Origin of the sequence: Campylobacter sp. CFSAN093246 (assembly GCF_012889415.1) — a bacterium.
GTDB lineage: Bacteria > Campylobacterota > Campylobacteria > Campylobacterales > Campylobacteraceae > Campylobacter_D > Campylobacter_D jejuni.
The window spans coordinates 811,085-824,475 of sequence record NZ_CP040613.1 but is presented as its reverse complement, the minus strand read 5'-3'; the positions used below and the strand labels follow the sequence as shown (position 1 = coordinate 824,475).

Here is a 13,391-nt window from a genome sequence, read left to right as displayed (position 1 = left end):
AGCTCCACGCTTGTTATTTTTTATCTTTGTCTTTGTATGCTAGCACCTGGCATGGGAGAATGGGTTTACAAGGCTAATTTATTTTTATTTGGAGAATTTGCGTATTATTATCCTTTTTTCTTATTTATTTTAAATTATGTTTATTATAAAAGAAATTACAAATTAGCTAATTTTACAAGAAGAGAGCTTTTTGGTATAGGATTTGCCTTTTTCTCGAGTTTGCTTTTATTTGCAGTTTTTTATCCTAATTCAGGCTATATACTAGAGCTTGCTTATGCGATTTTTTCTACTATTTTGGGGCATACTGGGAGCGGAATTTTCGCTCTTTTACTTCTACTATTTTCTTTGGTTTTATTGTTTCCAAAATTTGCAAAAGAAATTTTAAAAATAGAATTAGATTTTACTTATTTATTAAAAGTAGAGCAAGCTTTTAAATCTTTACTTATGCGTGTATTTGGTGGAGAAAACGAGAAAGAAGATGTAGGTAAATCAGAACCTATAGTTCCAAAATTAAATATTTTGCAAGATAGTATTTATGAAAATTTACAAATAAACAAAAAAGGGGAAACCAATAACTTAGAACAGATAATTAAAGATAGCAATATCAATGCAAGTAAAAATTCAATTACCACGGCCAAGGAAAATTTTGAAAAACTAAAAAATCAAATTTTAGATGAAACCATAGAGATTGATAAACAAAGTTTAAAAGAATCAAGAAGTTTTGTTCATGAGCATTCTCAACAAGTGCGAAATTTCGCACAAAAGGCTAGTAAAATGAGCATTAGTCTTGATGAAGATTTTAATTTTATTTCAGAAGAAGAGGTAGATATGATTCCTGAACGTTTTTTAAAACCTAAAAAACTTGAAGATATAAAGCAAATAGATACAAATAAAAATTTAGATGAGCCAAGTTATAAACGTAAAAATATTGAAATTCCAGTTTCTAATCAAGAAGTTAAACCAAAAATTTTTACAAAAGAGCTTGAACTTAGAGAGAATTTGATAAAAAAAGAAAAACTAGAACAAGAATACAAAGCCTATCAAAATGAAATTTTAGAAAATAAAGTAAAACAAGAAATTAAAAAATTAGAAGAATATGATGCGATAAATTCAAGCGATATTATAGAAGGGAATAAATATAGTTTTAATAGCCCAAAAACAATTAAAACAGAAACAGAAGAATCAGACAAAATAAATGAAAATAAAAATCTAGATAAAGCAGACAATATCTTTGAATTTGCTCCCATTGTAGAAGAGTTAAATCATCCTTATATAGAACCTACTCCTATAAAAAATATAAATGAAATAGTTATAGAAGAAAAAAATACACTCGATTTTATCCAAAATACAGAAACTAAAATCGATAATGAAAAAACAAATGATCAAGAAATTAAACTTCAAAAAGCAGTTTTAGCCAAAGAAATTGCTATTAACCAAGCTTTATTGCGTGAAATAGAGCAGGGCGAAATAGAAAAACCAAAAGATTTCACCTTGCCGCCATTAGATTTTTTAGCTAATCCAAAAGAACACAAACAAGAAATCAATGAAAGTGAAATAGATAAAAAAATTTATAATCTTCTTGAAAAATTGCGTCGTTTTAAAATAGGCGGCGATGTTATAAGCACTTATGTTGGTCCTGTGGTAACTACTTTTGAATTTCGTCCTAGTGCAGATGTGAAAGTAAGTCGTATTTTAAATTTACAAGATGATTTAACTATGGCTTTAATGGCAAAATCAATCCGTATTCAAGCTCCAATACCAGGAAAAGATGTTGTAGGTATAGAAGTTCCAAATGATGAAATTCAAACCATTTATTTAAGAGAAATTTTACAAAGTGAAGTTTTTAAAAACGCTAAAAGTCCTTTAACCATAGCTTTAGGTAAAGATATAGTAGGCAATGCTTTTGTAACCGATCTTAAAAAACTTCCGCATTTACTCATCGCAGGAACGACAGGTAGTGGTAAAAGTGTGGGGATAAATTCTATGCTTTTAAGTCTTTTATATCGCAACTCTCCAAAAACCTTGCGTTTGATGATGATAGATCCTAAGATGCTTGAATTTAGCATTTATAATGACATTCCTCATCTTTTAACTCCTGTTATCACAGATCCAAAAAAAGCAGTCAATGCGCTTTCAAATATGGTAGCTGAAATGGAAAGACGCTATCGCTTAATGGCTGATGCAAAAACCAAAAATATAGAAAATTACAATGAAAAAATGAAAGAATTAGGCGGAGAAGAACTTCCTTTTATTGTAGTAATTATCGATGAACTTGCTGATTTGATGATGACTGCGGGTAAAGATGTAGAATTTTATATAGGAAGACTTGCGCAAATGGCAAGAGCAAGTGGAATCCACTTGATTGTAGCTACACAACGACCTTCTGTTGATGTTGTAACAGGACTAATTAAAGCGAATTTACCAAGTAGAATTTCTTATAAAGTAGGGCAAAAAATTGACTCTAAAGTTATTTTAGATGCTATGGGTGCTGAAAGTTTACTTGGAAGAGGGGATTGTTTATTTACTCCTCCTGGAACAAGCTCTATAGTGCGTTTGCATGCGCCTTTTGCAAGCGAATTTGAAATAGAAAAAATCGTGGATTTTCTAAAGGATCAACAAAGCGTAGAATATGATGAAAGCTTTTTAAAGGATCAGCAAAGCGTAGGTGTTACAACAAATGAAAGCTTTGATGGGGAAGCAGATGAGCTTTATGAAGAAGCTAAAAGAGTAATCTTAGAAGATGGAAAAACAAGCATTTCTTATTTACAACGCCGTTTAAAAATCGGCTATAACCGCTCTGCAAATATTATTGAACAACTTACGCAAAACGGGATTTTAAGCGAACCTGATGCCAAAGGACAAAGGGAAATCTTGTAAGATTTTTCTTGTGTTTTTGATATATAAAACTGATTACAAAAGAAGAAATTTAAAAGGCAAAAGCCCCGTAAAAAGGGCTTAAAAATTATTTATCTCTAAGATTTAATTCAGTAATTAACTTACTATAAGAATTATAATCTTTTCTTTTAAGATAAGATAAAAGTCTTTTTCTTTGACCTACAAGTTTTAGAAGTCCTAATCTTGATGAAAAGTCTTTTTTGTAGATTTTTAAATGTTCTGTAAGTTCTGCAATTCTTGCAGTTAAAAGAGCTACTTGAACTTCTGTTGAACCAGTATCACCTGGTTTTTTAGCGAATTTCGCAACTATTTCTGCTTTTTTGGCCGAATCCAAAGCCATGATAGACCTCCTGATTGGTAAAATAATAAAATTAAAGAACTGTAATTTTATCTTAAAAAGCAAAAAATAAACTGAATTTATCTTTTTTAGAAGGTTTTGTCAAAATTTAAGTCTTTTTCTAAGAATTATTTATTATAATTACAGCTATTTCTGTAGTTATAACAAGGAGAATCTGTGCTATTTACCAAAGCTAGCGAATACGCTTTACTTTCTTTAATTTATATTTCTCAAAAAGAAACACCTCAAGATGTAGATTCTTTAGCTTTAGAGCTTGATATTCCTAAAAGTTTTTTAGCTAAAATTTTACAAACTTTAGCTAAAGATGGCTTGTTAAAATCCTTTAAAGGGGCAAAAGGTGGTTTTGTTTTAATCAAAGAACCAAGTCAATATACTATAAAAGAAATTGTTAATAGTGCTGAAAAAAAGGATATCAGTGTATTTGAATGCAGTGGTGGCACTTGTCCAAATAATAAAGAAGAAAATTGCACCTTAATGCCTATGTTAGTAAATTTACAAAATAAAGTAGATGAATTTTTAGATTCTATTACTTTAGAAGATATTATGAAAAATAATGGCAAAAAATAAAATAGTCGATTTAGTTTTTCCTTTCTTGGGGCCTTTAATCGCTCCTGTTTTAAAAGCTAAAAGCTTGACTATTGTTGGTTTTTTAGTTTGTATTTTAGCTATTATTATAGTTCCTTTACCAAGTCCTATTTTGGACTTTTTCTTGGCTTTAAGTATAGCTTTATCGGTATTAATTATTTTAATTTCTATTTATATACCCAAACCGACAGATTTAACAACTTTTCCAACTTTAATCTTGATTATCACTTTATTTAGGCTTTCATTAAATATAGCTACCACAAGGATGATTTTAAGCGAAGGGCAAAACGGCCCTGAAGCTGTGAGTGAGATTATAGCAGCATTTGGAGAATTTGTTGTTGGTGGAAATATGGTCATTGGCGTGATTGTATTTTGTATTTTAGTATTGATTAATTTCATGGTTGTAACAAAAGGTAGTACAAGGGTTTCTGAAGTACAAGCAAGATTTACACTTGATGCGATGCCGGGTAAACAAATGGCTATTGATGCGGATTTAAATGCAGGACTTATTGATGAACAAACCGCTAGAGCAAGACGTCAAGAAGTTATTGCTGAGGCAAACTTCTATGGTGCAATGGATGGTTCTTCTAAATTTATCAAAGGAGATGCTGTTGCAGGAATTATCATAACTATTATAAATATCATAGGTGGTTTTTTAATAGGATCTTTTCAGCACGATATGGCTTTAAGCGATGCTGCTTCTACCTATACTATTTTAACCATAGGTGATGGACTTGTATCTCAAATTCCAGGGCTTATTACTTCTACTGCAACCGCTATAATTATCACTCGTGCAAGCAAAGATGAGGAAAATTTTGCAGAAGGAACTTTAACTCAACTTTTAAGCGAATATCGCACGCTTTTAATAGTAGGTTTTGTACTTTTTATCTTTGCGTTAGTGCCTGGTTTGCCAACTTTATCCTTGGGCTTTATGGCTTTAGTATTTTTAAGCCTTGGCTATCTTACCAAGCAGGTTAAGGAAGGTAAAATTGATATAACTACAGTTAAAAAAAGCAAACCAAGTGCCGCAGCTGCATCTCAAAGTGGAGCAGGTGGGACAACGGCAGCGCCTGCTAAGAAAAGCGAAGAAGAAATTCTCAAAGAAGAAGAGCACAAGATTAACGATATACTCAAAGTTGAAATTTTAGAACTTGAACTTGGATACGGACTTATTAAGCTTGCTGAAAACGAACTTACAGAAAGAATTCGCTCAATGAGAAGAAGTATTGCTGAAAGTTTAGGATTTTTAATGCCAAAAATAAGAATAAGAGATAATTTAAGACTTAAACCAAATGAGTATAGTTTTAAACTCAAGGGCGTGTCTATAGCAAGTGCTGAAATTTATCCGGATAAATATTTAGCCATGGATAGTGGTTTTATCACAGAAGAGATAGAAGGGATTGCTACAAAAGAACCCGCTTTTAACTCTGATGCACTTTGGATTGATGCGAATTTAAAAGATGAAGCAACATTAAATGGCTATATAGTAATAGATCCTGCAAGTGTTATTTCAACACATATGAGCGAACTTATCAAAGCGCACGCAAGCGAACTTCTCACACGCCAAGAGGTACAAAATCTTCTTGATAAGGTTAAAAATGATTATCCAATCATCGTAGAAGGTGCTTTAGGTGTTGCACCTGTAAGTCTTATTCAAAAAATTCTCAAAGACTTGCTTAAGCATCACATACCAATTAAAGATATGCTTACTATTTTAGAATCTGTAAGCGATATAGCAGAAGTAAGCAAGAGTTTTGATATGATTATTGAACATGTAAGGGCGTCCTTAGCTAGGATGATTACAAATATGTATTTAGATGATAAAGGAAATTTGGATATTTTTATCTTAGACTCTGCTAGTTCTGCGGTTTTAATGGAAAATGTACAATTTAGAGATGGAAGTTATCACTTGCCTTTAAGTGTAGCTCAAACAGGTACTTTAGTAGATACTCTAAGGGCTGAAGTTGCCGCAGTAGCAAATGGTCGTATCAAGCCTTTTATACTTTGCGTTGAACCGCAGCTTAGAAAATTCATTGCTGATATTTGTTATAATTTTAGCATTAATATAGTAGTGTTAAGTTTTGCAGAAATTGCAGAAAATACAAATTTTAATACCGAGGGTATTATTAGGATAGAACTTTAAGGAATATAATGAAAATTTATCATCTTTCACATACAGATCTTGATGGCTATGCTTGTCAATTTATAGTAAATTTTTATTTTAAAAATGTGAAATTTTATAATTCTAATTATGGCAAAGAAATTAATGAAAATTTTAACTCTATTATAGGCGATATAGAAAAAGATGAAAATTTCGGAAAAGCTATTATTCTAATAACAGATTTAAATTTAAATTTAAATCAATGCGAAGAATTTGAAAAAATTTGCAAAGAGAAAAATACTAAAATTTTTCTTCTTGATCATCATCAAAGTGGCGAAGAATGTGCTCAAAAATATTCTTGGTATTTACTTGATTCTAAAAGATGTGCAACTAAAATCGTTTATGATTTTTTCTCTAAAATCTGTACTCCTGTTTTAGAACTTTCAAAATTTGTTGATGTGGTTAATGCTGTTGATATTTGGCTAAGCGAGGATGAAAATTTTGAACTTGGAAAGGTTTTTTTAGGCTTGATTGCCAATGCAAAAGAAATAAATCGTGTAATGTTTAAAGAATCTCAAATTGATTATATGTTTTTCTTGCTTGATAAGGCTTGGAAATTTATAGGAAAAGAAAATGCAAATATTTTACTCGATAATGCTACTCATTTTATAAAAAAGGATTATTTTGCCAGAAAAAATGATGATACTCTTTCTAATTTAATTTCTTATTTTGTAGTTGAAAAACTAAGTGAGCTAAAAGAAAATTTCAGCATAGAATATGAAGGCCATAAAGGCATCTTAACTTCAAATATAGGCAATACTTCTGTTATTGGAAATGATTTTTTAGTAAAAAATCCTGATTATGACTTTTTTATTGATGTTAGTTCTAGAAAAACCTTAAGTTTTCGTGCAAATGGAAAAATAGATGTAAGTTTAATGGCTAAAAATTTAGTAGGTGGTGGCGGACATAAAAATGCTAGTGGTGGACTTTTTGCGACATTTAAAGATGGAGCAAATTATAATTATATTAAGGCTCAAATTATTGATTTAATTAAAAGCAAAGAACTTAAAAAGGAAAACAATGAATCAAAACAATAATAAAACCTTAAAAAATGAATTAGAAGATTTACAATATGAGCTTAGCATAGTTTTAGAAGCTATGCTTTTATACGCTGGAGTTAAAAGAGAAAAATTAGAAAATGCAATAGAAGCTTATATTGATAATATAGATAATGTACTCGAAAATTCCAACAAAGAAGGGGTTGATGAAATTTTAGAAGTGGTGGAATTTCTAAAAAATAAATACAAAGATTTTTTTCAATGAAAAAGTGTATTTTAATTTTTTTTAGTTTATATTCTTTAAGTTTTGCTAATATTTATGAAAAATTAAATGATTTTGCTTATGAAAAAAAACCGAATAAAGATTTTAAGATTCAAGAAGTTAAATTAGTGCAATTTTCACAAGAGAATAAAGATTGCCTTGAACTTTTAATAGAAGCCAGTCAAGTTAGAATTTTAAATAGCTATAATTCTTGTCAAAAATTATCTAAAGATGAAAGTTTTCAAAAATTTCTTAATGAAGATTTTTTAAAACTTTATAAAAATAATGGATATTTGATTAATGAAAATTTACAAAATTTGAAAAATACCATGCAGGATATTATGATATATTATAAACTCCGATATTCTTTTAGTAAAGATGTAAAAGATATGAGTAAAAATAAGAATTTGGATATTTTAAATATAGATGAAAAAGATGGTGGCACTTTACTTTACAAAATCAACAATCAAGCTTGCGTTGGAATAGAACTTACAAGACATGACTCAAGAATGGCTATGAAAATATACGGGATAGAAAATTTGGATAAAGAGTGCAAACTATTTATCCAATCACCTTCTTTTAAAGATCTTTCCTACACAAAAAAGGATTTTAAGTGGTATTATTTAGAATAAATAAATGCTTTAATTTTTAAATAAAAATTTTTAAAAACCACACTTAAAGTAAAAGTATCTTGCCTTCCAAGATTTTGAAAAACGCAGTTGTCTAAGTCTTTTTTTTCTTGAATGCTTAAATTTTTCATTAACCTAACCTTTAAAAATATTGCAAGATTTTATTATAGCGAAAAAACTTTATTTTTGCTTTAAATATATAAGTTCTATTTTAAATATAAACGAATATTATTTTAAGGTTTAAAGCTTTTTTCTTAAAATGTAATTAGGTTTTATTGACTTTTTCTAAATAAAGTCTTATACTGAATTTAAATTACGCAAAATAAGGAGGGAAATTGATGAATAAATTTTCTATAGTTTTAACTTTGTTGTTATGTGGAAGTTGTGCTTTAGCCTTAGATCCAAATTTGGAAAAAACTAAGAGTGCAACAGGTATTGATCTGCCTACTGCCAAATGGAATTTACCTAAGGAATTAAATGAAGATGGCACTATAGATGAAACTAAAATGCCAAAAAATTCAGAATATAGCAAAATGGTTATTTTGGGAAATAAAATTCTTAATGAAACAAGCAAATATGTGGGTCCACAAGCCAAAGATCCTAAAAAAAAGATTTGCGGGAAATAATCTTTCTTGTTCAAGCTGTCATGCTAATGGTGGAAGTGTGCAAAATCAATCGGGTTTTGTAGGAATTTGGGCAAGATTTCCACAATATAATGCAAGAGGAGATAAAGTAATTACCTTAGCAGATAGGATCAATGGCTGTTTTGAACGCTCTACGAATGGCAAAAGAATGCTTAGTGATACACCTGAAATGAAAGCCATGCTAACTTATATGCAATGGTTATCTCAAGGAGTTCCAGTAGGAGCTAAGATAGAAGGACAGGGACTTAAGAAGATAGATTTCATCTTAAGAGCAGCTGATCCTAAAAAAGGTAAGGCAATTTATATGGATAAATGTGCCGTTTGTCATCAAGAAAATGGATTAGGGCTTAAAAATGAGGATAGCACAGGGGCGTATTATCTTTATCCACCACTTTGGGGTGATGATAGTTATAATACAGGAGCTGGAATGTATCGTCTATCAAAGCTGCTTCTTATATTAAAGAAAATATGCCTCAAGGTGCGCCTGACTTAAGTCTTGAAGATGCTTATGATGTAGCAGCTTACATGAATTCACAAGCTCGTCCTATTAAAGCAAATAGAAATAAAGACTTTCCAGATAGAAAGATTAAGCCTTTAGATATGGATGTAGGACCTTATGATGATAGCTTTTCTACAACCCAACATCGCTATGGACCTTATACAAATATGATCAAAAAATAATTTTTAAGGCAATTTTTATTGCCTTAAAAATTTATTATTTCATATTACTTAATTTTTTAACTAGATCTTCTAAATCTTGCATCGAATTGATTGCGCTTGGGTTAATTTGATATTTTCCATTAACAACAAAAGCAGGGGTACCATAGGTTTTAGCTATATCATTAGCTCTTTGAAACTCGCTTAAAATTTCTTTAGCTTTTGGGGTATTTAAAAAATTTAATACTTCATTTTTATTTACATTCATAGCCTTTAAACCTATGTCGTAAAATTCATCTAAATTTGAAAAATTTCTTTGCTTGTTTAAAAAATAAGAAACAAAATAAACATCAGCAAGTTTATGAGATAAACTATCAGAATAACTCGCATCTTTACCATTTTGCTCATCTTTGTATTGAGCAAAGGTAAAAAGCTCATTCATTTCTTTGGAAAATTCCCCATTCATTAAACTTACAGGATAGAGTTTAAAATGTAAATTTGGAAAAGCTTCTCTCAGTTTTTCAAGAGTTCCAAATTTATGATGATTATAACAATGTATACATTTATAAGAAAATGCTTCTATTACACTATTTTCAGAGCTAGGTAAACTTGGATTAAGGGTAATAAAACTATTATTTGCTAATGCAAAACTTGAATAAAATACAAGAGCTAAAACAAATTTGCAAAAAAAATTACGCATATTATATCCTTGGTTAAATAAAATTTTCAAAGATAATTTTATTTAAAAAAAATAAATAAGCCCAAATTTATTTTTGGGCTTATTGTTATTTTTTAGGATTGAATGCTTGATCAACACTAAAAGGCATTGCTTGATAACCCGTGCCTGAACCGCTAAATTAAATTTGAACCGAAGGTTCCTTAGCACCCCAGTTAAATTCATCAATTTCAGGTTTTGGTTCCCCAAGACTTACACCTTTGCTAAGATCAAAAGCCATTCCAGCTGTTGCGCTATAAACCATAATAGAATCTTTATCTGGTTCATATTGAGTTAAAGAAGTTACAGGAGAAAACCATTTATTTCCACGATTTTTACCATATTCCCAAATTTGTTCCACAGTTTTATTTTGCTGATCGATTTTATAAATTACAGAACGAGAATATTTTTGACTTGCAAATACAGGTTGTTCAGCTCCTCTTGCATCACCATTATCAAAAACACTTATATAAATATAACGCTTGTTTGATTTACTATCAATTCTCCAGCCTGTATGCTGCGTCCAAGTAAAATCAAATCCACCATTGTCATTTTCATAACCTGGGCATTTGCTATAATCATCGCAAACAATTTTTTTGCCATTTTTATCTACAGGTTGCAATAAATATTTTTGAAATTCTTTATTCCACCCTTTATGTACCCCTAAAATCCATTTTATTTTTTATCACGACCAATTTTAACAACAGCACTTTGATGGCGACTAGAAATAATAATACTATCATCACTTGGATCATAATCAACGCTATTTACATGAGTCCAAATTCCTGCCTATACCTGCTATATCTCCAAATTTGTCGCTTTCATCCATTTTGGCAAGTTCTTCATCGCTTAAAGTTTTACCCGCTTTGCTTGCATCTATATTTAAACACACTGCACCTTGATCTAAAGCTTTGATAATAGTACTTCTATAAGGATCTAAAATCTCATACAATCTCTAATCATCAACAACATTACCATTCTCATCTACCTCTACAATAGTATCACGCACAGCGCGTACATGCTTACCATCTGGACTCAAAGTATTTGTTGAAGCTACTCTTAAATAAATAATGCCCATTTTGTATATTGTCCATAGCATGAGAAAAAATCTATATAGACAGCAGGTAATTTGCGATTGAAAATTTCTCTTCCCAGACATCGTATTTTACATATCTTTGACCAAATCCCCAAGTTAAAGCTCCATCTTTGTTTTGACGAAAACTCATCATAATTCCACGATTGTAAATATTGTCCCAGTTCATTAGTTTATTGTTATCATAATACCATCTGATTTCACCCTTGGTATCTTATGATAAAGACATTTGAATTTTCATCCCATTCCATAGCACCACCTACAAGATTATTCCATACAGATTATGAGCCTTTGCCAGATTGTTTTCCAGGAGCATTATTTACTAAATATAGCCTATCTGAAAATTTTGGATCCATTTTTAATACTTTCACATTTTCAAAAAGAGTTCCTCTTTGATCAGTGCCTTCTACTTGGTTCTATACTAACCCCTGGAGTTGCAATTTTATAAATCTCATCAATGATTTTTTGACTTTTACTATTTGTAGATTTAGCATAACTTACCTTTACTATAAGAAGGATAAAGTCCAAAAATAGGAATTCCACCATAAGTCTTAGCCATTTTAGAATTCACATTATAAGAGATAGTTTGGCCATTTGGTTTAGGAACAATGGTTACTTTTATATCACTTAAAACATAGGCATTATTCATGATAATAGCGGTCAAAGGAGACAATCCATAAGGATTCATTTTAATCGCACCTATTTGTCCTTGAATTTGCTAATCTATTTTCACTCCATTAGGATCACCCATGGCCATTAAAGCATTAGGTGCAAGCAGGATAGAACACGCCAAAAGTGCCATGCAAAGAGTTTTGCTAAGTCTCATGATAAATCCTTTAAAATTATTTAAGCCATCCTATTTTAAGAGTATCTTAAAACGACTTGATTTAAACTAGCTATATTTTGATTCGGATTTTTTGGTTCGCCTATAAATTTAAGCACTAAAACCAAAATAACAATCACCAATGCAAAAATTTTAGCATTAGGTTTATTTTTATCTAAAACATAGGCTATAAACATTGCAAAAAGCACAATAAAACAACATAAAAATGCTATAAGACAGCAAATTGCCATATTCATAAACTTTAAACTAGGAATCAAATACCAACCATTGCTATAAAGCCCATTTTCAAAATCAGGTAGAGTTCCTATAAAAAATTTTTGAAAAGCATTGAGATGATTATAAGCATTTTTTGGAACTACAGGGGTATCCATCCCACATTCTCCTGTTGGCAAAAACCAACTAGGAGCCCACTCATGCAAAGGTAAATTAAATGGATAAATAGGAATTTCACGACATCCATCTACACCTGCAAAAGGATTTTCAGAATGAACCACTTCATGAATATGATTTAAAGTTAGACAATGCTCCAAGCCAAGCCAAATTCCATAAAAAGCTAAGCTATAAGAAAAAATTTTTATAATATTATTTGTAGGGTTGATTAATGCAATCATACCACCTATAGCCATAACAAGCATATCAAATCTTATATATACACATTGTTCACAAGGTTTCATAAAAAGATATTCTTGAAATAAAAAATGTGCTATACAAGTAAGTCCTATAGTAACTATAATCAAAATTAACCAAGGTTCACGCGTATCTTGCCATTTAGAAAGTGAAAAATTTCTGCATTTATCTTTCATTTTTATACAACTCATTTTTGCTTGCTAAGTTCTTTAGTAATTTCAATCAAAGCCTCTGGAGAGTTGATTACACTTGGAATGATTTGATATTTTCCATTAACAACAAAAGCAGGGGTGCCATAATTTTGCGAAATAGGATTGGCAATTTCATAACTTTTTAAAAGCTCTGCAACCTCTGGAGTTTTTAAGAAATTTTCAAAATCAGCTTTACTTACATTCATTGCTTTTAAACCGACACTATAAAAAGCTTCAGGATTTTTACCATTTTCCCATCTTTGTTTTTTCTTAAAATATGCATTAAAATAAGCTTCAGCGACTTTATGAGTTAAACTATTTTTATCCGTAGGATCAATTTTATTTACACCATCCTTAAATGCCGCAAAAGCAAAAATTTCATTAGCTTGCTTTCCATAATCTCCCATAAAACTTACAGGATAAAATTTATAAGCTAAATTAGGTAATTTTTCTTTAACTTTACCCATGGTATTAAATTTGTGATGATCATAACAATGAGTACAGCGATAAGAAAAAATTTCAATCAATGAATTATCAGCGTTAGCAATAGGATTTTTAAGAATTACATATTCTTTACCTTCACTTAATGCACTAGCACTTATACCTGCTAAAAAAGCACATACAACAATAGATCTTACTAATTTTACTGGAAATTTCATTACCTTCTCCTTGAAATTTGGTTTTGATAAAACTTTTTATTAAGTTTTTATGTAATAATCATTATAAAACTAT

13 protein-coding genes and 2 pseudogenes are annotated in these 13,391 nt (G+C 30.2%); 9 read left to right on the top strand and 6 right to left on the bottom strand.

Annotated elements, in window-relative coordinates; translation table 11 throughout:
- The first annotated feature begins 36 nt into the window (after window positions 1-36).
- A complete protein-coding gene (locus FBE87_RS04290; RefSeq protein WP_100626332.1) occupies window positions 37-2,877 on the top strand; it encodes a DNA translocase FtsK in 2,841 nt (946 codons plus the stop codon).
- Between the two features lie 85 nt (window positions 2,878-2,962).
- Here FBE87_RS04290 and rpsO read toward each other — a convergent pair whose 3' ends face one another.
- Window positions 2,963-3,235 (bottom strand): 30S ribosomal protein S15, encoded by a 273-nt coding sequence (gene rpsO, locus FBE87_RS04285; RefSeq protein ID WP_002852579.1) that lies wholly within the window; start codon window positions 3,233-3,235, stop codon window positions 2,963-2,965.
- 174 nt (window positions 3,236-3,409) lie between these two features.
- On the opposite strand from rpsO, the gene FBE87_RS04280 reads away from it, so the two are divergent.
- Genes FBE87_RS04280 through FBE87_RS04260 form a run of 5 tightly spaced genes read left to right on the top strand, consistent with a single transcriptional unit; the run spans window position 3,410 to window position 7,891 of the window.
- Window positions 3,410-3,820 (top strand): RrF2 family transcriptional regulator, encoded by a 411-nt coding sequence (locus FBE87_RS04280; RefSeq protein WP_002852609.1) that lies wholly within the window; start codon window positions 3,410-3,412, stop codon window positions 3,818-3,820.
- Window positions 3,807-5,981, top strand: coding sequence for a flagellar biosynthesis protein FlhA (gene flhA, locus FBE87_RS04275; protein ID WP_002852599.1), 2,175 nt, complete (start codon window positions 3,807-3,809; stop codon window positions 5,979-5,981). The genes FBE87_RS04280 and flhA overlap by 14 nt, the downstream gene beginning before the upstream one ends.
- A gap of 8 nt (window positions 5,982-5,989) precedes the next feature.
- Entirely contained in the window at window positions 5,990-7,036 is a 1,047-nt protein-coding gene (locus FBE87_RS04270; RefSeq protein ID WP_002859543.1) for a DHH family phosphoesterase, read from the top strand.
- A complete protein-coding gene (locus FBE87_RS04265; protein ID WP_002852415.1) occupies window positions 7,020-7,262 on the top strand; it encodes a hypothetical protein in 243 nt (80 codons plus the stop codon). Before FBE87_RS04270 ends, FBE87_RS04265 begins: the two co-directional genes overlap by 17 nt.
- Complete coding sequence (locus FBE87_RS04260; RefSeq protein ID WP_002852437.1) at window positions 7,259-7,891, top strand: hypothetical protein; 633 nt, start codon at window positions 7,259-7,261, stop codon at window positions 7,889-7,891. Before FBE87_RS04265 ends, FBE87_RS04260 begins: the two co-directional genes overlap by 4 nt.
- On the opposite strand, the pseudogene FBE87_RS04255 reads toward FBE87_RS04260, so the two are convergent.
- Window positions 7,869-8,019: pseudogene (locus FBE87_RS04255) on the bottom strand (hypothetical protein). The gene FBE87_RS04260 and the pseudogene FBE87_RS04255 sit on opposite strands and share 23 nt — an antisense overlap.
- 207 nt (window positions 8,020-8,226) lie before the next feature.
- Between FBE87_RS04255 and FBE87_RS09255 the strand changes: the two are divergent.
- The 3 genes from FBE87_RS09255 to FBE87_RS09245 are packed head-to-tail and all read left to right on the top strand — an operon-like array spanning window position 8,227 to window position 9,213.
- Window positions 8,227-8,514 carry a hypothetical protein gene (locus FBE87_RS09255; protein WP_002852528.1) on the top strand — a complete coding sequence of 96 codons (288 nt, stop codon included), beginning with the start codon at window positions 8,227-8,229 and terminating at the stop codon, window positions 8,512-8,514.
- A 37-nt stretch (window positions 8,515-8,551) separates the two neighbouring features.
- Complete coding sequence (locus FBE87_RS09250) at window positions 8,552-9,025, top strand: c-type cytochrome (RefSeq protein ID WP_252367869.1); 474 nt, start codon at window positions 8,552-8,554, stop codon at window positions 9,023-9,025.
- Complete coding sequence (locus FBE87_RS09245) at window positions 9,001-9,213, top strand: hypothetical protein (RefSeq protein ID WP_002852472.1); 213 nt, start codon at window positions 9,001-9,003, stop codon at window positions 9,211-9,213. The genes FBE87_RS09250 and FBE87_RS09245 overlap by 25 nt, the downstream gene beginning before the upstream one ends.
- Window positions 9,214-9,247: 34 nt before the next feature.
- Here FBE87_RS09245 and FBE87_RS04245 read toward each other — a convergent pair whose 3' ends face one another.
- From FBE87_RS04245 to FBE87_RS04230, 4 genes and pseudogenes are all read right to left on the bottom strand, one after another.
- Window positions 9,248-9,889, bottom strand: coding sequence for a thiol:disulfide interchange protein DsbA/DsbL (locus FBE87_RS04245; RefSeq protein WP_002852587.1), 642 nt, complete (start codon window positions 9,887-9,889; stop codon window positions 9,248-9,250).
- 85 nt (window positions 9,890-9,974) lie between these two features.
- Window positions 9,975-11,823 (bottom strand): annotated as a pseudogene (locus FBE87_RS04240) (aryl-sulfate sulfotransferase).
- Between the two features lie 35 nt (window positions 11,824-11,858).
- The gene (dsbI, locus tag FBE87_RS04235) at window positions 11,859-12,659 is read right to left on the bottom strand and encodes a protein-disulfide oxidoreductase DsbI (protein ID WP_052795087.1); all 801 of its coding nucleotides are present in this window, start codon (window positions 12,657-12,659) and stop codon (window positions 11,859-11,861) included.
- Window positions 12,656-13,318, bottom strand: a complete 663-nt coding sequence (locus tag FBE87_RS04230) for a thiol:disulfide interchange protein DsbA/DsbL (RefSeq protein ID WP_052803510.1) — start codon at window positions 13,316-13,318, stop codon at window positions 12,656-12,658. The genes dsbI and FBE87_RS04230 overlap by 4 nt, the downstream gene beginning before the upstream one ends.
- Between the last annotated feature and the right edge of the window lie 73 nt (window positions 13,319-13,391).